The following is a 23,924-nucleotide window of genomic DNA, read 5'->3' on the forward strand; positions in this document are numbered from 1 at the left end:
ATGACCACCACAACCGGCCCCGAGACCAGACTCTCCTGGTGGGTCTCCGGGGACACCAACGCCTTCTTCGGGCTCGGCTTCAACGTCATGGTGAACGTGCTCGTGCTGAGCGGCCTGTGTCTCGGGGTCGTGCACCTGCCGGGCTCCGACGTGTTCGGCGTGATCCTGCCGGCCATGGGCATCCAGCTGCTCATCGGCAACGTGTACTACACCTACCTCGCGCGGCGGCTGGCCCGCCGCGAGGGACGCACCGACGTCTGCGCGATGCCGTACGGCCCGAGTGTGCCGCACATGTTCATCGTGGTGTTCGTCATCATGCTGCCGACGTACCTCGCCACCAAGAACCCGGTGCAGGCGTGGGCCGCGGGGCTCGCGTGGTGCTTCATCATCGGGCTCATCGTGCTCCTCGGCGCGTTCGTCGGGCCGTACATCCGCCGCTTCACCCCGCGGGCCGCGATGCTCGGCACCCTCGCCGGCATCTCGATCGCCTTCATCTCGATGCGGCCCGCCGCGCAGATGTGGGAGGCGCTGTGGATCGCGCTGCCGGTGTTCGTCATCATCCTCGTCGGGTTCTTCACCAACCTGCGGCTGCCGGGGAACATCCCGGTCGGCCTCGCCGCGCTGCTGGTCGGCAGCGCCATCGCGTGGATCGGCGGCTACATGGACCCCGCCGACGTCGGGGCCGCCGCGTCGAACATCGCGATCAGCGTGCCGTCCCTCAACCTCGACCTGCTGATCGACGGGCTGCGCGAGGTGTCGCCTCTGCTCGCCACCGCCATCCCGCTCGGCATCTACAACTTCACCGAAGGCATGAGCAACGTCGAGAGCGCCGCCGCGGCCGGTGACGCGTACAACCTGCGGTCGGTGCTGCTCGCCGACGGCGCCGGCGCCGTGGTCGGCTCCATGCTCGGCTCGCCGTTCCCGCCGGCCGTGTACATCGGCCACCCCGGGTGGAAGGCCGCCGGCGGCCGGGGCAGCTACTCCATGGCCAGCGGCGTCGTCATCGCGATCTTCTGCTTCCTCGGCATGTTCGCGCTGCTCGGCGCGCTGCTCCCCGCGCCGGCGATCGTGCCGATCCTGCTGTACATCGGCCTGCTGATCGGCGCGCAGGCGTTCCAGGCGGTGCCGAAGGCGCACGCGGTGGCGGTGGTCATGGCGATCATCCCGAACATCGCGGCCTGGGCCCAGGGGTACATCGACAACTCCCTCGCGGCGGCCGGGACCAGTGCGCGCCAGGTCGGGTTCGACGCGATCGCGGCGAGCGGCACGGTGTACGAAGGCACGATGCTCCTCGGCGGCGGCGCGGTGCTCGCCGGGCTCATCCTCGGCTCCATCACGGCGTTCGTCATCGACCGGTCGTTTTTGTGGGCCGCCGGGTACGCCGCCGCAGGCGCGGCGCTGGCCTTCATCGGCCTCATCCACGGTGAGAAGGTCGAATGGGGTGCCAATCCGCAGATCGCTCTCGGTTACCTTTTCGCCGGGGTGATCCTCCTGCTGTTCCCCCTCATCAAGACCGGTTCCGACGGAACCGGCACGACCGACGCCGCCGGTGAGGAACCGGTAGCACCGGCCCCCGCCACCGCCGACCTCCCGGCGGCGTCCTGACCCCCGCCTAAGGAAGGAACCGCACGTGGACGGCACCCTCGGCACCCTCGGCACCCTTGACCTCGCGACCCTCGGCCATCGCTACCGCACCGGGACGGCCACACCCGTGGACGTCGCCGAGGAGGTGCTGCGACGTGTCGCGGCACGGGGTGACGACCACGTGTGGATCACCCTGCGGCGGCCCGAGGAGGTGCTGGCCGACGCGGCGGCGCTCACCGGAGGGCCGCTGCACGGGGTGCCGTTCGCGGTGAAGGACAACGTGGACGTCGCGGGCATGCCGACCACGGCGGCATGCCCCGGCTTCGCCTACGTCCCCGAACGCAACGCGCCGCTGGTCGACCGGCTGCTCGCCGCCGGCGCGCTGCTCATCGGCAAGACCAACCTCGACCAGTTCGCCACCGGCCTGTCCGGCACCCGCAGCCCGTACGGCGCGTGCGAGTCGCCGCTCGTCCCCGGGCTCATCTCCGGCGGTTCGAGCTCCGGCTCGGCCGTGGCGGTGGCGGCCGGCCTGGTGTCGTTCGCCATCGGCACCGACACCGCCGGCTCCGGCCGGGTGCCGGCCGCGCTCACCGGCACGGTCGGGGTGAAACCCACACGGGGCCTGGTCAGCACGCTCGGCATGGTGCCGGCGTGCGCGTCGCTCGACTGCGCGAGCGTCTTCGCCACCAACGTCCCCGACGGCCTCGCCGTGCTGTCCGTCATCGCCGGCCATGAACCCGATGACCCCTGGTCGCGGCCGTTCCCCATGCCTCCTGCGGTGCCGCCGGCCGCCGGGCCGCTGCGGATCGGGGTGCCGCGCAAACCCGAGTTCTACGGCGACAACGCCGCCGGGGCCGCGTTCGAGGACGCCGTCGCCGCACTGTCGCGCCTCGGCCACCGGCTGGTGCCGATCGACCTGGAGCCGTTCCTCGCGGCGGGACGGTTGCTGTACGAAGGCCCCTGGGTCGCCGAACGGCTCGCCGCCGTCGGCGACTTCGCCGAACGTCACCCCGACATGGTGCACCCCGTGACGCTGCGCATCCTGAACGGCGGCCGGTCGCTCAGCGCCGTCGACGCCTTCGAGGGCCTGTACCGTCTGGCGGAACTGCGATCCCGCACGATGCGCGAATGGACGTCGATGGACGTCCTCGCCGTACCGACCGTGCCGACGACGTTCACCGTCGAGGAGATGCTGGCCGACCCCATCACCCTCAACAGCGTCCTCGGCCACTACACGACCTTCACCAACCTCCTCGACCTGGCCGCCCTCGCCATCCCCGCCGGCTTGACCTCAACAGGCCGCCCCCACGGCATCACCCTCCTCGGCCCCGCCGGCTCCGACCCCCTCCTCGCCGCCGTCGGCGCCACCTACCCGTCCCCGTCCCCCGGCGGCGCGGCGGCTCCGTCCCTCACGGCCCGCAGCTCTCCCTCGCTCATCGGGCCCGACGCGACCTCCGGCGCCGCGACAACCCTCTCGGCCACCTCCACACCGACCGGAACAGGTCCGGTGCTGGCCGTCGTCGGAGCCCACCGATCGGGACAGCCGCTCAACGGGGACCTCGTCTCGCTGGGAGCCACCCCGCTCGGCACCGCGTTCACCGCACCCCACTACCGCCTCTACGCTCTCGACGGCGGCCCCGTGGCCCGCGCCGGCCTGGTGCGGGTCGCGTCCGGAGGCGTCCCGATCGAAGTGGAACTGTACGAGATCGGCACCCCCGGTCTCGGCACCCTGCTCACCACCATCGCCGCACCCCTCGGCCTCGGCACCCTGGAACTCGACGACGGCCGGACCGTACACAGCTTCCTCTGCGAGGCCCACGCCACCACGACCTCCCTGGACATCAGCACCCACGGAAGCTGGCCCGCCTACCTGCTCTCCCGCACCTGACCCCGGACCCCCCCGAACCCGGCCACGCCACCTGCTGCCGGACCGGTCCGACCCGGCCACGCCACGTGCTGCCGGACCGGTCCGACCCGGCCACGTGCCCCCCGGGCCAGCCCGCACAGAACCCGCTCCTACCTGCCACCCACCAGCCCGTGACAGGCGATGGCCGCGGCGGCGACCACGTTCAACGAGTCGACCCCGAGGTCCATCGCCTTCGGGCTCATGGGAATGCACACCGCCTGGTCCGCCGCGTGCAACCACCGCGACGACAACCCGTCCCCCTCCGACCCCAGCAGCAACGCGACCCGTTCCTTCATCACGACCTCACCCATGGGTACCGCGTCCTGATCCGGCGTCAACGCCAGCAGCTGGAACCCCGCCGCACGCAACTCCCCCAGCCCGTGATGCCAGTTCGTCATGCGCGCGTACGGAACGGCGAACACGGCCCCCATGGCCACCTTGATCGATCGCCGGTAAAGCGGATCCGCGCACCGAGGCGACAACACCACCGCATCCACCCCCAGCGCCGCCGCACACCGGAACACCGCCCCCACATTCCCATGATCGACAAGATCCTCCAGCACCACCACCCGCCGCACCCCGTCCCCCAGCACCGAGTGCACCGAAGGCAACGCGACCCTCCCCATGGAAGCCAAAGCCCCCCGGTGCACCGCGAACCCGGCGATCCCCTCCATCACCTCCGGCGAAACCAGATAAACCCGAGCATCCCCCACCACATCCACCAACCCCGCCAACCACCGTTCAGTAGTCAACACCGACCGAACCGGATACCCCGCCCCCACAGCCCGCCGGATGACCTTCTCCCCCTCCGCCACGAACAACCCGAACTCAGCCTCAAGACTCTTCCGCAGCTCCACCTCCCGCAGATGCAGATAGTCCCGAAGCCTGGGATCGGCAGAATCCTCAACACACACAATCTCCGGCACAGCCCCAGCGTAGGCCTCCCCCACCCCCACCCGACATCGCTTCCTCACCCCCAACCCACCACCGACACCACCCCTCCCGATACCGCACCACCCCCACCTGCACCACCCCTCCCAAGCCGCACCCACCCCGCCCCACCCGGCACCGCCTCTCCCGACGCGGCACCCCTCTCTCCCCACCCGCCGTCGCTGCACTCAACGGCGCCGACGCGGCGGGACGTGGTGCGGCGAATCCGGCGCCTCTGTACGGCGGTCCACCGGTCCCCGAGGCGAGCCGGCCGTCCTCCTCAGACGCATGGCGCGGCCCAGCCACCACACCACGACATACACGGTGATTACCGCACACCAGCCGACAATGACCCCGACCCCGGTCTTGGTGACGGCCCCGGCCCAGCCGAAGGCCGGATTGGGAGGGTCGACCAGTGTCCACACGGCGGCGGCCCCACAGGCCGCGACGACGGCGCCGCCGAGAACGCTCCAACGCACGGCCGCCGGAAGGATCAGCCGGTCCGGCAGCACACCCGGCGGCGCGGCGAGCAGCGAACGGACCAGCCACCAACCGGTCGCGGCCAGACCAAGCACGGACGAGACGTACTGGGCCACCCGGAACCCTGGCAACCCAGGCACAACCGCCTCGGACAGCCACGACCACCCCCAGAACACGGCCCCCCAGTCATGGGTGAACGAGTCCCACAGCACATGGGTGGCGGCCCCCGCCACGGCCCCGAGCACGACAGCGTGAAACCGCCGCCAAGCAGGCCCGGGAAGCGCCGCGGCCCGTCCGGCTAGCGACGGCGGCAGCAACGCCGTCAAAGGATCCCGCACGCCGAACTGGAACACGGCGAGCAGCACGACCACAGCCACCAGATCGTCGGTGACGACCCCCGCAGGCGTGTGCCACCCCGTGTAGTCCTGCAGATAAGGCAGGAACAGCGGCAGATCAGGCACCATCGCCCCGACCGCGAGGGCCCACGGATCGAGCACGGCACGCACCCGCGTCCACCGCACCAGCGGTATCACCGCCGCCACATGCGCGGGAGTGAACGGCACCAGCTCTCCTCACGAACAAAAGCAAGTTATCCACAGGCCGAGGCGAGCCCAGCACCATCACTGTTAGTGACAGGTACGCTACGTCAAGTCATCAGCCGATCCCCGACCGATCAGGAAGTCATCGTGCCAGATCCCACCACACCCCCAGTCACCCCGCATACCACAACACACCAGGCCAACACCTACCTAAGAGACGCACGCCTGGCACGAGCCCTCTCCTTCGGCACCCTGGCCTGGCTGGGAGCCGAGAGCCTGCTCGGCCTCGCCGCGGGCCTTGAGGCCCACTCGGTGGCCCTGATCGGCTGGGGCTGGTCGGCACTGGTGGAAGCGCTGGCCAGCCTGATCGTGATCTGGCGCTTCACGGGCCGCAGGCTCCACTCGCACACGGCCGAGGAGCGCGCACGCAAGGCCGTCGCCGTGAGCTTCTGGGTGCTCGCGCCGTACCTCGCGCTGCACGTGGCGTACGACCTGGTCGCGGGTCAGCGACCGGCACCCACCGTGCTCGGCATCGTGGTCACGACGATCAGCCTGGTCAGCATGCCGCTCCTCGGCGTGGCCAAACGCAGGCTCGGCAGACGGCTCGGCTCGGCGGCGACCACAGGCGAGGGCACCCAGAACGTGCTGTGCTCCGTGCTCGCCGGCGGGGTGCTGGCCGGGCTCGCGGCCACGTCGTACGGCTGGTGGTGGCTGGACCCGGCGGTGGCGCTGGTCCTCGCAGGCGTCGCGGTGAGGGAAGGCGGCAAGGCGTGGCGTGGCGAGTCATGTCCCCACTGAAGGATGACCACGGCCACCTCAAGCCCCTGCGCACGCAGATCACCCGCGACTCCGGGCCCGGCGCCGGGGTCGGCCACCACCCGGCACACCCGTCCGCCGACCAGCACGTCCCGCACGCCGCCGCACTCACGCAGCACCCGCCGGACCACGTCCAGGCACTCGGGCCCGCCGAGCTCGACCAGCAGCAGATCGGGCCGCGTCCGCGCGGGCCCCGCACGGTCCCGCGCCACCACGGCCGTCCCCACGGACCGCTGGCGCACAAGCGTCGACATGGCCGCCTCCCCCGTTCACCCCCGGACAGGCTTCGGTATGGCGGTTACGATACATCGCGACAGCTTCGTGTCAAGATGTATCGCGTCTATCTCCCCAAGTCGCCCCAGGGGTGGTGACAGCGGCCTTCACTGACGTCACTTTAGGTAATCAACCCACCAAAAGATCGGTTTTGCCCCCGAATCCACGACCCCGACGGTTCCGTACGCATTACCCCGGATCTCCCTATATGGTCGCTGGACAGCGGGCCGGATTCCGGATAGATCGACACTTTAAGAGGAACAACCGTGGGCGGACGTCACCGCACTGACGAGCTTGACGGCGGCTACAACCCTTATCAGGAGCCGTCGAGCCGCCGCCGGGCGGGCCGTGGGAAGGTGCTGGTACCCCTGGCGGGGGCCGTGGCGCTGGCCGTGCTGCTCGGCGTCGCGGCTTACGTGATCATGAGCAGGGACCAGGGCTGCGGCGACAGCAAGGCCGCGCTGCGGGTGGTCGCCTCACCTGACATCGCACCGGCCATCACCAAGATCGCCGCCGCGTACGGCAAGAGCTCCACCGAGGCGAACGGCGCCTGCGTCGCGGTCTCGGTCAAGGAGGGCGACCCCGCGAGCGTCACCAACTCCATCGCCGGTTCCGGCGCCACGGCCGGCAAGTTCGACGCCGACATGTGGATCCCCGACTCCAGCCTGTGGGTCGCCAAGCTCCGCTCCACCCCCAAGGGCTCCGGCATCTCCGCACCCGCCGTTCCCAGCATCGCGCGCTCCCCCGTGATCCTCGCCGCGCCGAAGCCGGTGATCGAGAAACTGAGCAGCGAGTTCGGCGAGCCGAGCTGGAGCGGCCTGATGTCCGCCGCCAACGCCGCCACCCCCGACGGCCTCGGCCGCCGCATCCGGGTCCTCCCCCTCGACCCCACCCAGAACGCCGCCGGTCTGAGCGCTCTGCTCGCCGGCGCCGGCATCCTCAAGGCGTCAGGCGCCGGCGACGAGCAACTGGTCGGCGTCCTGCGCCAGCTCTCCGAGACCGCCGTCAGCAGCCCCGAGAACATGTTCGCCACCATGGGCAAACAGTCGACCCGGGCCCCCATCGGCATCGCCTCCGAGCAGAGCATCTGGGCCTTCAACAAGAGCGACGACGGCCAGTTGGCCGGCCTGTACCCCGCCGAGGGCACCATCAGCCTCGACTACCCCGTGCTGATCACCGCCAAGGACCAGGCCACCCGCGACGCCGCCAAGTCCTTCGCCACGGCCCTCACCGGCAACGCCGCGCGCAAGACCATCCGCGACAACGGCTTCCGCACCCCCGACGGCAAACCAGGCGGCGCCATCAGCCAGGCCAACGGCCTCAACCCCAAGGCCCCGAGGTCCCTCAAGGTCCCCGACGCCGAGACCGTGAACCAATTGGCCCAGGCCTGGTCCCGCCTCAAACTCGGCGGCCGCATCCTGGCCCTCCTCGACATCTCCGGCACCATGGCCCTCCCCGCCGTAGGCGCGCCAGGCGACCGCATGCGCCTCATCTCCCAGACCGCCATCGAGGGCCTCAAACTCTTCCCCGACAAGACCGAGATCGGCACCTGGATCTTCTCCACCAACCTCAACGGCAAAGGCGTCGACTACAAGGAAGCCGTCCCCATAGGCCCCATCGGCGCCTCCCTGAACGGCACCACGCGCCGCGAGGTCATCAGCCGCTCCCTGGCGAACATCAAAGCCAAGGCGACCGGCGACACCGGCCTCAACGACACCCTCGCCGCCGCCTACGACAAGATGAAGGCCGAATACGAAGCCGACAAGATCAACACCATCCTCATCTTCACCGACGGCGTAGGCAACGACGACCCAGAAGGCGGCATAACCAACGCCGAAATCCTCCGCAAACTCCGCGACGAATTCGACGAGACCCAGCCCATCAGCGTCATCATCGTCGCCCTAGGCGCCAAAGACGCCGCCGGCCGCCGCCAAATGCAGAACCTGGCCAAAGCCACCCAAGGCGAAGCCTTTTTCCCCAACAACGCCTTGGAAATCCGCAAGGTCTTCCTGGAGGGAATCTCCCGCCGCCTCTGCGCCCCCAACTGCAACAGCAGCCAGTAGAACAACCGGGTGGGTGGACCCTGGCCACCACCCACCCGTCCGCACCGACCGTGAAGCCGGGTGCGGACGACAGGTGCGTGCGCCGTCTCCCGCGTAACCGCTCAGACAGTCCCGCCTGGCGACCTCGGCCTGCGCCGGACGCCGCGCGATCCCTGCTCCACGCAGCCTGTCCCCTGGATCCATGTCCCGGACGGCACGTGTGCTCGGGTGCTCCTCCGCCTCGGCGTTCAGTGGCCGCTCGGTCTTCGACGTCGTCCACGCCGCCGAGGCCATCGACCTTCCGTCGTGACGCGGAGTGAGGCTGCGACATAGTCCATCACCTCGTGGCGGCGCCGGAAAGTGGGACTTTTGGGTCTTTTGGGATCGGTGGGGTTGGTGGGTCTACTCTTTGATCACACTGGTTTCAGGAGGCGCAGTAAACGCTGTTTTACCAGGTCATACCTAATGATTATTGGACGAGGTGGGGTCAACCGGGGTGGGGAATGAGACGTCTTACGCGGTGTGGGGCCGGGCGTGAGGAGGAATTGTCCTCGCGGAGCTGTTCTTGGACGGTTTGTCGGGGTCCGTACTGCGGGGAGGAAAGACTCGTGCCTGAATGGCCGGTTGGTGGTCGGCTGGATGACCAGCGGTTGGTGGAGGCGGCTCGGCGGGCTGAGGAGCGGGCCGGGGATGGGCTGTATGACGTTTACGCCGATCGGCTGACCGATTTCGCTTACTCGCTGGCGCAGGAGATGGATGCGGCGGCGGACGCGGTGCACGCGGCGATCGTCACGGCGCACGGGCGGGCCGACCTGCTGCGGGAGACCTCCCGGTTGCGGGCCTGGTTGTACGCGTTGACTCGGTTTCATGTGTATGAGCGGGTGGGGCGGACGCCGGCTCATGGGTTCACGGCGGGGCAGGCGCATGAGCATGATCATGATGTGGCCGATCCTGAGCTCACGGGGGTGGTGCGGGAGGCCCTGGCCGAGATGGGGCAGCGGGAGCGGGAGGTGCTGCTGCTGGCCGTACGGCATGGGCTGACGACCGCGGAGATCGGGGTGGTGCTGGGGCTCAGTTCGCGGCAGGCGGGGAACCGGCTGGCGCGGGCCAAGGAGCAGTTGGACGTCGCGGGGGCGGGGGTGATCCTGGCCCGGACGGGGCGAGCGCACTGTCCGGATCTGTCGGCGTTGGTGGACTCCATGGAGGGGCCGTTTCCGCAGGCGGTGCGGCGGCGGTTGACGCGGCACATCGCGGGGTGTGAGGAGTGTACGGAGGGCCGGGGGCGGCGGGTGTCGTCCGAGCGGCTGCTGGACGAGGTGCCGGTGGCGTTTCCGCCGTTGTCGTTACGGCGGAGGGTTGCCGAGTCGTGCTCGGGGGTGGGTGACGACGCGGCGCGTGCGGCGATCCTCGGTGCGACGGATCGGTTCGACAAGAACGGGTTCCCGCCGGTGAGTTCGGACCGGCGGATGCGGGGGGATCGTGGCGGCTCGTCCCGGCGGGGTCGAGGGGACCGGGACACGGCTGTCACGGTCGTTCCCGGCCTGCGTGACGCGGACGCGGACACGGACCACGTCGGCCGGCAGAGGAGGGGGAAGGCGGGGGGCACGCCTGCCACCGGCATGAGCGGACTCCACGGTGGGGCCGGTACGCCGGCTCATGGGACGCGCATCCGGCGCGGTGTCGATCTCTATGTGCCGGAGGGGACGCCGGCCCATGGGGTGAGCGGCCGGCACGGCGGCGGATCCGAAGATCCGAGTGGCACGCCTGCGCGGGGGATGAGTAGTCGGCATGGGGTGCCGGAGGGGACGCCGGCCCATGGGGTGAGCGGCCGGCACGGCGTGGCGGACGGCACACCTGCGGCTGGGATCAGCGGCCGGCACGGCGTGGTGGACGGTACGCCTGCGGCTGGGGTGAGCGGCCGGCGTGGCGTGGCGGCCGGGGTGGACCGTACGGGTCATCTGTACGCCGTGGGGGCCGACGATTTCTACGATCCCGATCCTGGTCATGACGAGTGGGAGACGGAGCCTGCCGGTGGTGGTCATGGGGATGAGGTGACGGCGCCGCGGGGTGGCAGGCGGGGCCGGCGGGGTGGGGACGAGGTGGGACGTGGCGACGGTGCCGGACGTGGTGGCGGGGTGAGTCGTAACGGCGGTGCGGGACGGAAGAAGGGGAGACGGGGGAAGTCCGCGCCGGTGCTGGCGGCGGTGGCCTGTGTGCTGGTGGCCACGGGGGCGATGGTGGTGGCGGCGGGGCAGGATTCGGCTACGCCGCCTACGGCGGAGTTGCGGTTTCCGAGCAAGACTCCCGGAGAGTTGCGGATCACGTATCCGGACCCGACGGAGGCGGTGCCGTCCGCGAGCAGGACGGCGGCGGCCGAGAGGCCTCGGGCCACGCCTACGCCGGAGCGGGCCTCGGCGCCTGCGGACAGCCCGGCGGCGCGGCCCACGGTCACCCGTTCGCCGTCGCGGGGGGTGCCGGCGCCTGCGGCGCGGCTGGTGCTGTCCTGTCCGGGGGTGCTCGGGGAGAACGGCGCGGGTGTGATCCTTATCTCAGCGCGCAACGCGGCGCTCCAGTGGTCGGCCGCGGCGTCGGGGGGTGTGTCGGTGTCGCCGGGACGTGGGGTGCTGGCGGTGGGTGAGAAGGTGCGGCTTTCTGTGGTGGCGGCCGAGCCGGGGAAGGCCGGAGCGGGGTCGGTCACGTTCAGCTCGGCCGCGGGACAGGCCGTGTGCCCGGTCACCTGGGACGGCCAGGAGCAGCCGCCGCAGTCGGAGCCGCCGCCGGATCCCACGTCACCACCCGATCCGGTCCCGTCCGACACCCCGTCCGACGACGCGACGGGGGCTTCGTGAACCCACCGGATCCGGCGCCTGCGACACGGCCGCGGCGGAAGGCGGAGATTCTCCCGCCGGCGCACAGGAGGCGACATCAGTGGCCGGAGGCGGCGCGGAGACATCCGTGGCCCGAGGCGGCGCGGGGGACCGGCGGGGTTGAGGAGGCTTTGAGCGGGGGCGGAAGGGCGAATCTGTACTAATTGGCCCCTCGGCATCACACTCCGGGCATGGCACCGGTACCTTGGGTATCGCCGGTCCCTGAAACCCCACAGGTTTCGGGGCTATCGGCTATTCGGCGTTGATGGCCTGTCCGGTTCCGACAATGGGTTGTCGCCTTCTGGCGGTAAACCCGCGGCGGAGTTGAGGCGTCGGCATTGACGACCGGATCTCGTGGTTGGTCCTATGAGGACAACGATCAGCCAGGTATCAGTACCCCCATGACCCCCGGAGCCAGGAGACATGCGTACCAACCGGACAGTGCTCGGATGGGTGCTGGCGATCGCGTGCGCCGCTGGAGCGGTGATCGCGCTCGCCGACATCGACACTCCCGCGCGTCTGGTGCTGACTCCGTTGTTCATGCTGGTTGTCCCGGGGGCATCGGTCGTCGGACTGTTGCGTGATCGTGACCCACTCGCCGCCCTAACGGTGGGTGCCGCGGCGAGTCTCGTTATAAATGTTCTGTTAGCCGAGGCCATGCTCCTGTTCGACGCCTGGTCTCCCCGCGCCGGGGTAGCCACGGTCGCGGTTCTCGGTGCGTTCATGTGGGTGCTTCGGTCTCTGTACCGGGGGAACGGCAGTCTGCACACCGAACAGGGGGCCCGGTCAAGGTGAAGGTGACAGTGGTCCGGCCGGGGGACTTAGGAGAGGCCGAGGTCGCTCTTTGGCGTGACCTCCAACTGTCCACCCCCACCCTGGACAATCCATTCCTTTCCATCGAATTCGCGCTCGCGGTGGACCGGCTCCGTTCTTACGCACGTGTCGCCGTCGTCGAGGACGCCGGCAAGGTGGTCGCTTTCCTGCCTTTCGAACGGCATTCGTTCGGCATCGGCAAACCGCTCGGAAGCTGGCTGACCACCTGCCATGGTCTCATCGCGGAGCCCGGCCTTGAGCTGTGCGGACGCACGCTGCTGCGGGCCTGCGGCCTTTCGGTGTTCGACTTCGACCACATGGTCGCGGGGCAGCCCACGTTCGCGCCGTTCGAGTCGGCGGTGCGGCCGGTGCCGATCATGGACCTGACCTCGGGGTTCGAGACCTATGTCGCGCACGTGCGCGAACACTCACCGAAGAACTACAAGACCATCCGGTACAAGGAGCGCAAGCTCGCACGTGAGCACGGCGAGGTGCGGCTGGAGTGGCGTGCCACCGATGCCGGGACGATGCGCACCCTGACCGCCTGGAAGTCCGATCAGTACCGCAGGACAGGACGGGTGGACCGTTTCGCCCAGCCCTGGATCGTCGAGCTGATCGAGCAGATGCACGCCACCGACACACCGTCGTTCGGCGGCGTGCTCACCATGTTGTACGCCGGAGACACCCCGGTGGCGGGGCACTTCGGCCTGCGTACGCACCACACGCTGGTCGGCTGGTTCCCCGCCTACGACCCCGAGTTCGCCCGGTACTCCCCCGGGATAATGCACCACTTGCACATGGCGGAGCAGGCCGCGTCCCACGGTCTGGGCCAGGTCGACATGGGCAAGGGGGGCCGGGAGTACAAGGGCTGGTTGAAGAGCGGCGTCATCCACGTCTCCGAGGGCCGGGTCTCCCGTCCGTCGGCGACGGCCGCCGTTCACTGGATGGGCCGGACACCCGTCAACAAGGCACGAAGCATCGTCGTCGATCGTCCTTCGCTGTACCGGCTGGCCGACCGGTTACTGAAGGGCTTCGGACGAGTCCGGACCACGCTCCAGCCCGACGCCATGGAGAAGGAACCCTCGGGGGCGAGCTGATCGCTCTCCCCCTCCGCTGAAGCCGACACCCTCTAGCTGCTACGACCGGGACGGAGAAACCCCTCTCCGTCCAGTCGCGCCGGTCCCAGTTGGCAGTCGCCGCCGATGTCAGACCGCCCGGAAGGACATCCCTCGAAAATGAGTCCCGAGATCACCACCAAGCACAACGGGAAGTCTCAGCTCGGCACCCTGAGACCACTTCCCACTGTGGACCGTTTCACCCCCCTCACCCCGCATATGGCCATTTCCCCTACTGTCAGCGTGGTCATCCCGGCCATGAACGAGGCGGAGAACCTTCCGCACGTCTTCGCCACGCTGCCGCACTGGATCCACGAGGTCGTGCTCGTGGACGGCAACTCCATCGACGACACCGTCGCGGTGGCCCGCAGGCTGCGTCCCGGCCTGCGTGTCGTGCAGCAGCGCGGCAAGGGCAAGGGTGACGCCTTGTCCACCGGTTTCGCCGCCTGCACCGGCGACATCATCGTGATGATCGACGCGGACGGCTCCACCGACGGCCGTGAGATCATCCAGTTCGTCAGCGCGCTGGTCGCCGGAGCCGACTTCGTCAAGGGCTCCCGGTACGCCAGCGGCGGCGGCAGCGACGACCTGACCTTCAGCCGCAGGCTCGGCAACAGCGTGCTGCGTTCCATGGTCAACCGCATCTACGGCACGCAGTACACCGACCTGTGCTACGGCTACAACGCGTTCTGGGCCCGTCACCTCGACGCGCTCGACCTGGACTGCGCGGGCTTCGAGGTGGAGACCGTGATGAACATCAGGGCGGCCAGGGCCGGTCTGAAGGTTCACGAGGTGCCGAGTCACGAGCGGTGCCGCATCCACGGCGAGAGCAACCTGCGTGTCGTGCGCGACGGCTGGCGTGTGTTCAAGACGATCATGCGCGAGTGGCGGCGTCCCCTGGTCCCGGTCGAGCGCATGCCGGCCGAGCGTCAGCCCGCCGCGGACCAAGGCGCGGCGTAACCGTCATGAGGATCTCCGTCGTCATCTGTGTCTACACCGAGGACCGGTGGGACGACATCGGCGCGGCCGTGCGCTCCGTGCGCGGTCAGCGGCGTCCGCCGGAGGAGCTCATCCTCGTCGTCGACCACAACCCCGATCTGCACCTGCGGCTCAAGCGTGAGTACACCGACGCGATCGTCGTCGAGAACACCCACGCTCAGGGGTTGTCCGGCGGTAAGAACACCGGGACGGAGACCGCGACGGGTGACGTCGTGGCGTTCCTCGATGACGACGCGGTGGCGGACGCCGGGTGGCTGGAGGCGTTCGAGCAGGCCATGTCAGAACGGCGAGGCGCCAACCCGGCCGTCGTGGGGGTCGGCGGGCTGACCGAGCCGCTCTGGGGCACGGGTGCACGTCCGCGGTGGTTCCCCGAGGAGTTCGACTGGACCGTCGGGTGCACCTACCGGGGCCTGGCGGCGGAACGCAAACCCATACGCAACGTCATGGGGGGGAACGCCGCGTTCCGCCGTGAGGCCGTCCTGTCGGTCGGCGGGTTCCACTCGGGTCTCGGCCGCAGCGTGCAGGGACGCAAGAGCCGTCCCCTCGGCTGTGAGGAGACCGAGTTCTGCATCAGGCTCGCTCAGCGCAGGCCCGGCTCGATCATGATGTTCGAGCCGGACGCGATGATCGGCCACCGGGTCCCCGCCGCGCGGGCCACGTTCCGTTACTTCCGTTCCCGCTGCTACGCCGAGGGCCTGTCCAAGGCGCTGGTGGCGCGGAGCGTCGGCGCGGGGGACGGGTTGTCGAGCGAGCGGGCCCACGCGTTCAAGACATTGCCCATGGGTGTGCTGCGCGGAGCCGGTGAGGCACTGCGAGGAGACCCCGCGGGCCTGGCCAGGGCCGGCGCGATCGTCGTCGGGCTGGCCTGGACCACCTGGGGGTACGCGGTCGGGTCGGCCCGGCTGCGGCTGCGCGGAAGCCGTGCGGACACCCCGGACCACCAGGAACAGTGATCACATGCGTGTTCCCATCCTGATGTACCACTCGGTCAGCGACCGGCCGAACGGCGCGACGAGGCCGCTCGCGGTCCGTCCGTCGATGTTCGAGTCACAGATGACGTACCTGAAGGACCGAGGCTTCACGCCGCTCACCCTCGGCGATCTCGTCGCCTCCCTGTACGGCACCGGCGGCGCGCCTGAGCCCGAGCGGCCGGTCGTGGTGACGTTCGACGACGGGTACGCCGACTTCCACGCCGAGGCGCTGCCGGTGCTGGACCGCGTCGGCTTCCCCGCCACGGTGTTCGTGACGAGCGGGTGGCTCGACGACGCCGGTCCCGACGCCGCGGGCCGGCCGCTGGACCGCATGCTGAGCTGGAGCCAGGTCCGCGAGGCGGCGTCGTGCGGCGTCGAGATCGCCGGCCACAGCCACAGCCATCCGCAGCTCGACCAGTTGCCGGAGTCCGACCTGCGCCAGGAGTTACGCCGCAACAAGGGGCTGCTGGAGGACAAGGTCGGCCGTCCGGTCGCCACCATGGCGTACCCGTACGGCTACTCCAGCGCGCGGGTGCGCCGCGAGGTGCGCAAGGCCGGGTACTGGGCCGCCTGCGCGGTGGCGAACGCGCTCGCCGACGACGGCGCCGACGTGATGGCGCTGCCGCGTCTCACCGTGGGCCGGTCCACCACCATGGACCGTTTCCGCCGAGCGGTCGAGGGTCGCGGCGTACCGATGATCTACCTGAAGGAACGCGCTCTGACGAAGGGATACGCGGTGGTGCGCCGGACACGGTACGGTCTGCGCCACATGGCAGGCCGTGAGTGACGTAGCCGTGAAGGCGACGCCGCGTGTCGACGAGGGGGGGTGACGCGGCCTTGGGTACGACCGCCGCGCACGACGAGCCGGGACGGCCGGACGAGCGCGGGACGGACGGACGGCTGGCGGTGCTGCGGCGCCGCCTGCTTCGCGATCTACGCAATCCGCTCTTCCTCAACGGCTACGCCTTGATGGCCAACACCGGCCTCACGGCGGTGCTCGGCATGGGCTACTGGCTGCTCGCCGCACGCATGTACTCGCCGGAGGACTTCGGCCGCAGCCAGGCCCTCATCACCGCGATGCGGTTGTTCGCCGGCCTGATCGCGCTCGGCCTGACCGGTGCGCTCGCGCGGTTCGTCCCCATCGCGGGACGGCGTACCGGCGCGCTCATCGGCCGCGGGTACCTCGTGGCCACGCTGACCGCGGTGGCCGCCGCCGTGGGATTCCTGCTCACCCTGCCGGTGTGGGGGGAGAACTACGCGACGCTCGCCGGTGTCGGGCCCGGGGTGTTCTTCGTCGCGTCGGTGGCCATCTGGTGTGTCTTCACCTTGCAGGACGTGGTGCTCGCCGGATTACGCAAGGCCGTGTGGGTGCCGGTGAACAGCCTGTGCTTCGGGCTGATCAAGATGGGGCTGCTGGTGGCGCTCGCGGGTGCGCTGCCGGACGACGGCATCTACGTGTCGTGGATCATACCGACGGCGCTGGCGCTGATCCCGGTCAACCTGTTCATCTTCGGCGTGCTGGTGCCCCGGCACGCCAGACGCGCGGCCCCCGCCGGGACGAGCCCGCCGAAGCTCCGTGAGGTCGGCCGCTTCCTCGCCGGTGACTATCCAGGTGCGTTCTCGATCCTGGCGATCGTGTACTTCCTGCCGGTGTACGTCGCGTCGCGGATCAGCGGCGAGATGTTCGGGTACTTCGCGATGGCGCAGACCCTCGGCGCGATGATCGAACTGCTGGCCATCAACATGGCGACGTCGCTCACCGTGGAGGGCTCGTCGGACCGGTCGCGGCTCGCGGCCAACTGCAAACAGGCGATGCGACGGTCGTACCTGATCATCGCGCCGGTGTCGCTGGTGACGTTCGCCGCGGCGCCGCTGATCCTGTCGGTGTTCGGGCCCGGTTTCGCCGAGCACGGCACGCTGCTGCTGCGGCTCATGGCGCTCGCCGTGCTGCCGCGGGTGCTGATCGAGATCTACCTGAGCGGCACCCGGGCCGAAGGACGGCCGCGCACGCTCGCGGTGGTGCAGATCGGGCTCGCGGTGCTGGTCCTGACGTCGTCGGTGCTGCTGCTGCCGGTGGCCGGTGGCGCGGCGGTCGGGTACGGCCTGTTGTTCAGCGAGATCCTGGTGGCGTTGCTGATCCTTCCGGGACTGCGCAGAATACTGAGTCGGACCGGGCCGCCGGGACCGGCGAACGCGCGAGAGGCGGCCGAGGCCGCATCATGGTCTACGTGAGGCGACGGACAGGCGACGAGGTGAAAGAACAGGCGGCCGTCACCGGCGACGCCGAAAAGGTGGATCTCGACACCGGTTCCGGCCCTGCCGACCCGCCGGACGAGGACGCCACCCAGGTGATCCCGCTTCCTGTCGTCGTCGCGGCCAGGAACGCCGCCGCGTCCCCCACGACGGAACGGGAACCCGAACCCACGGCCGAGCCGGACGCGGAGGAGCCGGGGTCCGAGTCCGCGCCGGAGCCCGAGCCGAAATCGGAACCGGAACCGAAGTCCCAGCCGAAGCCCGAGCCGAAGTCCCAGCCGAAACCGGAACCGAAGCCGAAGGCCGAGCCGAAGCCGGCACCGGGACCTGCCCCGAAGCCGAGGGCCGAGCCGAAGCCGGCTCCTGAGCCGGCGCAGGCACGCGAGTCCGCCGCGGAGGCCGAGCCCGAAGAGGAACCGGAGCTGGAGGACAGCACCGTCGAGGTGCGCAGGCCTCCGGCACCTGTCCTGCCTCCCCGTTCCGAGCCGGACCCCGAGCCGGAACCGGACCCCGAACCGGACCCCGAGCCGATCGTGCCGCTGCGCATCGGTCAGGCGCCGGCCCGGGACGCGCGTGTCTCGTGGGCCACGCGGCTCGCGGGGAGCGCGGCGTCGTGGCTGCCGCCGTTGCTCACCGTCGAGGGCCTGGTCATGTACGTGCTGGCGCTGCGTGTGCCGCACGGCCCCATGCGCGGGGTGGACCTGCGGCAGCTCGACGGGCTCGGCCTGGTGTCGGTGCTGCCGGTGACGGCGTACGCGGCCATCGCGCTGATCATCGTGTCGTTCTTCGTGACCCTGACGCAGAACACCGACCGCAAGGGCCTGCTGCTGTTCCAGCTCGCCGCGGTGACGTTCACGCTGCACGGCGCCGCCGCGCTGGTGGAGCCGGAGCCGAGGTTCGCCACGGCCTGGGTGCACGCGGGTTTCGCCGAGTACATCGGCCGGGCCGGTGAGACGCTGCCGGGCCTCGACGCGCGGTTCGCCTGGCCGGGGTTCTTCGCGTTGTTCGGCTTCGTGCTGCGCGCCGCCGGGGTCGACGACATGACGACGATCCTGCAGTGGACGCCGTTCGTGTCGAACCTGCTGTACCTGCTGCCGTTCGTGCTGATCCTGCGCCGCCTGGTGGCCACCACACGCGCCAGGTGGTTCGCGGCGCTGCTGTTCATCCTCGTGCAGTGGATCGGCCAGGACTATTTCTCACCACAGGGCTTCACGTACGCCTTGTACCTGGTGTTCATCGCGATCCTGCTGCGGTGGTTCGGCAAGGCCGAGCCGCGTACCGCGCCGCTGCCGAAGAAGGGTTTCCTGCGGCGCCTGCTCGCCAGGCTCGACCGGCTGTCCCCCGGTGAGCTGCCGTCGCGGCCGACGACCGTCACCGACCGGGTGGTGCTGCTGACGCTGCTGGTGGGGTTGTTCATCGCGACGACCGCGACCCACCAGATCACGCCGTTCATGATGCTCGGCGCACTGGCCGGCCTGATCCTGCTGCGGCGCAGCACGCTGTCGCTGACCCTGCCGGTGTTCCTCGGCCTGATCGTGCTGGCGTGGATCAACTACCAGGCCACGCCGTTCTGGAGCGGCCGCATCGACGAGCTGTTCGGCGGCATCGGCCGGATCTTCGCCAACCTCCAGGAGAACACCGGTGACCGCCTGCAGGGCACCGACCCCGAGCACGCGCTCGTGCTGCAGGTGCGGCTCGGCATCTGCGGGCTGATCCTGCTGTTCGCCGCGGTGGGCCTGGTGCGACGGCTGCGCCGCGGCGTCGGCGACCGGGTGGCGGTGCTGCTGCTGTGCGTTCCCGCGCTGGCGCTCGGCCTGCAGAGCTACGGCGGCGAGATCGGCCTGCGGGTGTACCTGTTCGCGCTGCCGGCCGCGTGCATCCTCGGCGCGTACGCCTTCTTCCCGAACCTGCCGGCGCACACCGGCACGGCGCGCGAGGAGGAGACGGTGCCGGTGCGGCGGCGCCGGGTGTGGCTGCCGCCTGAGACGACGCGGCGGCTGTCGGCGGTGCTGGCGGCGGCCACGGCGCTGGTGTTGTCGGTGGCGTTCCTGGTGGCGCGGTACGGCAACGAGAAGTTCGAGTGGATCACCACCGGCGAGGTCGCGGCGGTGCGGTACGTCTACGAGCAGGACCAGCCGAGCGCGCGGCTGCTGTACCTGGTGCCGATCCTCGGCGACGAGGTGACCCCCACGGTGCCGTGGCGTGAGCGCGACATCGACCGGGTGGACTATTTCCAGGCGCTGGTGACCCCCGATCCCGGTGACATCGAAGGCGTGCTCACGGCGCTGCGGTCCCAGCCTCCCAACAGCTTCGTGATCATGAGCAGGGGCCAGGCGGCGTACCTTGAGCTCAACCACGGTTTCTCGGCCGACTGGGGCACGCGGTTCCGCGCGACCCTGGACTCCTCGCGGTACCTGAGACAGGTGTACGCCAACGGTGACGCCGCGCTGTACACGTTGCGGACGTACCCGAGAGGCGCGGAGATCCCGCCGCCGTCCGGCATGACCCTGGTGGGTGACCGCGGCACACCGTGGACGCCGGTCGGCCTGGTGGCGCTGGCCCTGGCCGTCGGCACACTCTTCAGCGCCGAACTGGCCCGCCTGCGCGGCCCCGAGACGGCCACCAGAGGCAGACGCCGCCTGGTGCTCATCGGCCTGCTGATGACGGCGGCGGCCCTGGCGGTGATCGTCGAACGCTTCCTGACCCTGACATCGGTCTGAGAGCGCGGGGCCGCACGCCGGTCTGTGAGTGCGGGATCGGCACGCCGGTCTGAGAACGCGGGGTCCGCTCACCGCGGGCCCCGCGCGCGGCCGGTCCCGCCGGTCCGCTCCTGGCCGGGCCGGTTCTACTGGCCCCGGTCGCTCCACTCGACGGCGTAGGGGTCGAGCTCGAACGGCTTGCCGTCCACGGTGACCGACAGCGGCTCGGGTGCGGTGTTGACGATGACCATCTGCTTCTCGACCGCGAGCACCCGGGCCCGCTGGTCGGAGACCGTGACGTCGACGAGCTTCGCGCCGGCGTTGAACCATCGCGTGAAGCCGCTCAGCACGCCGGCCATCGGCATCTCGTCGCCGGTGCCGGGGGTCCACATGCAGCCGGGGCAGTCGTCGCCGGTGCGCCGCTGGGGGTTCCAGTACAGCGCGGTGGCGGCGCCGCTCTTGGCGAACTCCATCATGGCGGCCACCTGGACGGCGGTGCGGTGGGGCTCGTCCCAGTCGATGTTGTCGGGTGCGATGTACCACTCGGCCCACCACACCGGCAGGTCGCCGCTCTTCTGCCGCAGCCAGGTCGTCAGGACGGAGAACTTCTGCAGCGCGGCGAACTCGTCGGGGACCAGGCCCTTGTCGTTGGTGGCCGATGAGGCGTCGATGACGATGAAGTCGGCGCCTTTCTTGTGCTTCAGCCAGTACTCGATGCTGGCGAGCGGCCGTGTGTCGATGGCCCCCCAGGGCCCTTTGAGGTCGGAGGAGTTGGCCGAGCTGACGTGGCTGTCCACCGGGACGTACGGCCCGCCGACCTGGATCTTGGGGTTGACGGCCTTCAGCGCGTCGTAGACCCGGTTGTACATGTCGGTGTAGGCCTCGGCGTCCCAGCTGTTGTGCACGTCGTCCCAGAAGCCTTTGAACTCGTTCCAGACCATGTAGTGGGTGATGGTCGGGTACCGCTTGGCGACGGTGGCGGCGAGTTTGGCGAAGTCGTCGAAGTGCTCACGCTGCGGCGCGACCTCGATCTTGCCCCAGTTGGTGCGGCCCTCGGAGCCGCCTTTCATCCAGTCGGGTGCGCAGCACAGGGTGAGCACGGGTTGCGCGTCGGTGGTCGCCATCAGCTTGACCCGGCGGTCCAGGTCGCGGAAATCGTACTTGCCGGGGGACGGCTGGGGGTTGCCGGCGCCCCAGCCCATGATGTGCTGGTTCTGCAGCATGGGGACCCGGCTGAACAGGTCGCGCGCTCGGCCGGCCGCGCGGTCGGTGTCGTTGTCGGCGCTGTACTGGGTGTGGGTGACTCCCCAGCGCGGCCAGCTCTCGACCACCGGCGGCGACTTCAGCACCGGCGGCGGCTCGGGGGTCGCGAGGATCGTGGCCGGCGCGCCGTCGGCACGTTCCGAACCGCGGCGCGCGCCGTAGGCGAGGATGCCGACCACCAGGAGCAGCGCCACGAGACCGGCCCCGAGGGCCAGCGGACCCTTGGGGACGTAGCGACGGCGTGCGTGCCGACCAGTGCTTTCCACTACACAGTCACCGTATCTACTGACGCTTGCAGAACCCTTTAATGCTCCCACTGTTCACTGTGTGACGGGAACTCGCACCGCACTCCCCCAAAAGATCTTGTCTATGCGTCATGGACCCGATCCGCCGCGCCACGGAGCCGTGTGCGCAGCTCAGAGATCGGCCAACAAACAACACCCCTAAGGTGTGGACACCTTCCAGAAAGGGGTATAAATCCGGACGACCGAGGATTTGAGGGGTTACCGTGGCCCAAGCATGGCTGCCCGTCGCCAGTCGAATTCCCGCTCCAGAGGACGCCGGCATCATGGGGGGTGGAGCCCCCCGGGTGGTCTGGTCGATCTTCCAGACCGACCCGCAGAGAGTGTCGGCGAAATCCGTGGCCCAGCGGCTCAACCAGCTGAAACGTCCCGCTCACCTGGTGTGGAACCCGGTGACGGGACAGATCGCGCAGTCGCTGCCTCCCACCAGGGCGGCGTGCGGACTGCCGGGGGACCTGAACCGGCACGGCAGGGTGTGCGTCCAGATCAGGGTGCTCGGCTCGGTGGACGAGCCGTTCACCGAGAGCAAGCTGGACGGGCTCGACGACATCCTGGCGTGGCTCGACTCCTGGCAGGTGCCGCGGCGCTGGCCCGCCGGTCCGCCGCTGCCGTACCCGGACTCTCTCGCCGAGAAGGGGAGCCTGCGGGTGTGGGCCAAGGGGGGACACTTCGGAAATTCCCAGGTACCGGGAAACCAGGAAGGCGACCCCGGGCCGATCGACGTGCACCGCATCGTCGGTGAGTACGCCGCGGACCTGGGAGTGCCGATGCCGCGAGACAGGTCTGATCGGTTAATGACCGGAAAACGGTGACGAAGATGACACCTGATCTGACCCCACCGTGATCTGATCTTTATCCTATTATTACAGCTCAGGGCCCAAGCTGGATGAGGGAGCGGGCCTATGCCCGTCATGACACCAGTAGGAGCCCATGCGCATCTCCGTCGTCCACCCCCGTGAACTCGGAACCTCCGAGACGGAACGGTGGCGGACGCTCCAGAACGCCGACCCCGCACTGGACAGCCCCTTCCTGTCTCCCGAGTTCACCATAGAGACCGGCAAGGTGCGCGAGCAGGCGCGGGTCGCCGTGCTGTACGACGGTCCTGACATCGTGGGCTTCTTCCCCTTCGAGCGGCACCCCCTCGGCATCGGCAGGCCCGTCGCGGCCGGCCTCACCGACGCGCAGGGCATGGTGCACGCCAAGGACGTCGAGGTCGATCCGTTCGCGCTGATGAAGGCCTGCGGGCTCGGGGTGTTCGAGTTCGACCACCTGCTCGCCGGTCAGCCGCTGGTGCCGGTGCGGCACACCCGGCACCCGTCGCCGGTGATCGACCTGTCCGACGGCTACGAGGCCTACACCGAGGTGCTCAAGCAGGTCTCCGGCAAGACGTACAAGTCGACGGCGTACAAGAGCCGCAAGCTCCAGCGCGACTTCGGCGAGCTGCGCCACGAGTACGGCGTCACCGACGAGGCGGCGCTGCGCACCCTGCTCGACTGGAAGACCGACCAGTACCGCCGCACCGGCCGCACCGACCGGTTCGCGAGGCCCTGGATCCTGACCCTGGTGCGCAACCTGCTGCGCGCGGACGGCCCGGACTTCGGCGGCTCCCTCGACATGATCTACGTGGACGACCGGCCGGTCGCCGGTCACTTCGGCCTGCGTACCGCCACCACTCTGGCGGGCTGGTTCCCCGCGTACGACACGGCGTTCGCCAAGTACTCCCCCGGGCTGATCCAGCACCTCGCGATGGCCGAGAAGGCCGCCGCCGCCGGCATCAGGCTCATCGACATGGGCCGCGGCGAGAAGGAGTACAAGGAGAAGCTGAAGACCGGCGAGCTGTGGGTCACCGAGGGCCGGATCGCGCGGCCCACCCCGGGTGCCGGCATGCATTGGCTGGTCCGGGTGCCGGTGCGCAAGGCGCGCGGCACCGTGCTCGCCAACTCGATGCTGCGGGAGACCGCGGACCTCGCGCTCAAGACCTACGGGAAGATCCGCACCTCCATCGCCTCGTAAACACTGGTGAACGATCGTCACGTCCGCACCACAGGTCACTGCCGGTGCGCTACCTTTGC

Annotated in this window: 18 protein-coding genes; 15 read left to right on the forward strand and 3 right to left on the reverse strand. The window is 69.8% G+C overall.

What is annotated here, in order from left to right; translation table 11 throughout:
- Together BJ992_RS24455 and atzF are read left to right on the forward strand one after the other, a co-directional pair.
- Entirely contained in the window at nucleotides 1-1,605 is a 1,605-nt protein-coding gene (locus BJ992_RS24455; RefSeq protein WP_221474961.1) for a SulP family inorganic anion transporter, read from the forward strand.
- A gap of 25 nt (nucleotides 1,606-1,630) precedes the next feature.
- On the forward strand, nucleotides 1,631-3,472 hold the full coding sequence (atzF, locus tag BJ992_RS24460) for an allophanate hydrolase (protein ID WP_184984830.1): 1,842 nt from the start codon (nucleotides 1,631-1,633) through the stop codon (nucleotides 3,470-3,472).
- 128 nt (nucleotides 3,473-3,600) lie between these two features.
- Here atzF and BJ992_RS24465 read toward each other — a convergent pair whose 3' ends face one another.
- On the reverse strand, nucleotides 3,601-4,416 hold the full coding sequence (locus BJ992_RS24465; protein WP_184984832.1) for a TrmH family RNA methyltransferase: 816 nt from the start codon (nucleotides 4,414-4,416) through the stop codon (nucleotides 3,601-3,603).
- A gap of 192 nt (nucleotides 4,417-4,608) precedes the next feature.
- Nucleotides 4,609-5,463, reverse strand: coding sequence for a DUF4184 family protein (locus BJ992_RS24470; protein ID WP_184984834.1), 855 nt, complete (start codon nucleotides 5,461-5,463; stop codon nucleotides 4,609-4,611).
- Nucleotides 5,464-5,586: 123 nt separating this feature from the next.
- Between BJ992_RS24470 and BJ992_RS24475 the strand changes: the two genes are divergently transcribed.
- The 11 genes from BJ992_RS24475 to BJ992_RS24525 all read left to right on the forward strand — a co-directional run bounded on the left by BJ992_RS24475 (nucleotide 5,587) and on the right by BJ992_RS24525 (nucleotide 20,308).
- Nucleotides 5,587-6,237: a cation diffusion facilitator family transporter gene (locus BJ992_RS24475; protein WP_184984836.1), complete on the forward strand. Its 651-nt coding sequence runs from the start codon at nucleotides 5,587-5,589 to the stop codon at nucleotides 6,235-6,237.
- Complete coding sequence (locus BJ992_RS24480; protein WP_184984838.1) at nucleotides 6,225-6,626, forward strand: hypothetical protein; 402 nt, start codon at nucleotides 6,225-6,227, stop codon at nucleotides 6,624-6,626. The genes BJ992_RS24475 and BJ992_RS24480 overlap by 13 nt, the downstream gene beginning before the upstream one ends.
- A 258-nt stretch (nucleotides 6,627-6,884) precedes the next feature.
- Entirely contained in the window at nucleotides 6,885-8,591 is a 1,707-nt protein-coding gene (locus BJ992_RS24485; protein ID WP_343072836.1) for a substrate-binding and VWA domain-containing protein, read from the forward strand.
- A 482-nt stretch (nucleotides 8,592-9,073) separates the two neighbouring features.
- Nucleotides 9,074-11,419, forward strand: coding sequence for a sigma-70 family RNA polymerase sigma factor (locus BJ992_RS24490; RefSeq protein WP_246496768.1), 2,346 nt, complete (start codon nucleotides 9,074-9,076; stop codon nucleotides 11,417-11,419).
- A 441-nt stretch (nucleotides 11,420-11,860) separates the two neighbouring features.
- Nucleotides 11,861-12,232, forward strand: a complete 372-nt coding sequence (locus BJ992_RS24495; RefSeq protein WP_184984844.1) for a hypothetical protein — start codon at nucleotides 11,861-11,863, stop codon at nucleotides 12,230-12,232.
- Between the two features lie 2 nt (nucleotides 12,233-12,234).
- Complete coding sequence (locus BJ992_RS24500) at nucleotides 12,235-13,347, forward strand: GNAT family N-acetyltransferase (RefSeq protein WP_221474962.1); 1,113 nt, start codon at nucleotides 12,235-12,237, stop codon at nucleotides 13,345-13,347.
- Nucleotides 13,348-13,485: 138 nt separating this feature from the next.
- A complete protein-coding gene (locus tag BJ992_RS24505; protein ID WP_184984850.1) occupies nucleotides 13,486-14,325 on the forward strand; it encodes a glycosyltransferase family 2 protein in 840 nt (279 codons plus the stop codon).
- A gap of 5 nt (nucleotides 14,326-14,330) precedes the next feature.
- The gene (locus BJ992_RS24510) at nucleotides 14,331-15,317 is read left to right on the forward strand and encodes a glycosyltransferase family 2 protein (RefSeq protein WP_184984852.1); all 987 of its coding nucleotides are present in this window, start codon (nucleotides 14,331-14,333) and stop codon (nucleotides 15,315-15,317) included.
- Nucleotides 15,318-15,321: 4 nt separating this feature from the next.
- Nucleotides 15,322-16,122 (forward strand): polysaccharide deacetylase family protein, encoded by an 801-nt coding sequence (locus BJ992_RS24515; protein WP_184984854.1) that lies wholly within the window; start codon nucleotides 15,322-15,324, stop codon nucleotides 16,120-16,122.
- 23 nt (nucleotides 16,123-16,145) lie between these two features.
- Nucleotides 16,146-17,567, forward strand: a complete 1,422-nt coding sequence (locus tag BJ992_RS24520) for a lipopolysaccharide biosynthesis protein (protein ID WP_184984856.1) — start codon at nucleotides 16,146-16,148, stop codon at nucleotides 17,565-17,567.
- Nucleotides 17,564-20,308, forward strand: a complete 2,745-nt coding sequence (locus BJ992_RS24525; RefSeq protein WP_184984859.1) for a hypothetical protein — start codon at nucleotides 17,564-17,566, stop codon at nucleotides 20,306-20,308. The genes BJ992_RS24520 and BJ992_RS24525 overlap by 4 nt, the downstream gene beginning before the upstream one ends.
- A gap of 125 nt (nucleotides 20,309-20,433) precedes the next feature.
- Here the strand turns inward: BJ992_RS24525 and BJ992_RS24530 are convergent, their stop codons facing one another.
- Nucleotides 20,434-21,816: a GH39 family glycosyl hydrolase gene (locus BJ992_RS24530; protein WP_184984861.1), complete on the reverse strand. Its 1,383-nt coding sequence runs from the start codon at nucleotides 21,814-21,816 to the stop codon at nucleotides 20,434-20,436.
- A 302-nt stretch (nucleotides 21,817-22,118) separates the two neighbouring features.
- On the opposite strand from BJ992_RS24530, the gene BJ992_RS24535 reads away from it, so the two are divergent.
- The gene (locus BJ992_RS24535; protein WP_184984863.1) at nucleotides 22,119-22,664 is read left to right on the forward strand and encodes a hypothetical protein; all 546 of its coding nucleotides are present in this window, start codon (nucleotides 22,119-22,121) and stop codon (nucleotides 22,662-22,664) included.
- Nucleotides 22,665-22,782: 118 nt separating this feature from the next.
- Nucleotides 22,783-23,865 (forward strand): GNAT family N-acetyltransferase, encoded by a 1,083-nt coding sequence (locus tag BJ992_RS24540; RefSeq protein WP_184984864.1) that lies wholly within the window; start codon nucleotides 22,783-22,785, stop codon nucleotides 23,863-23,865.
- Nucleotides 23,866-23,924: the final 59 nt, after the last annotated feature.

This window comes from Sphaerisporangium rubeum, from assembly GCF_014207705.1.
Classification (GTDB): Bacteria; Actinomycetota; Actinomycetes; order Streptosporangiales; family Streptosporangiaceae; genus Sphaerisporangium; species Sphaerisporangium rubeum.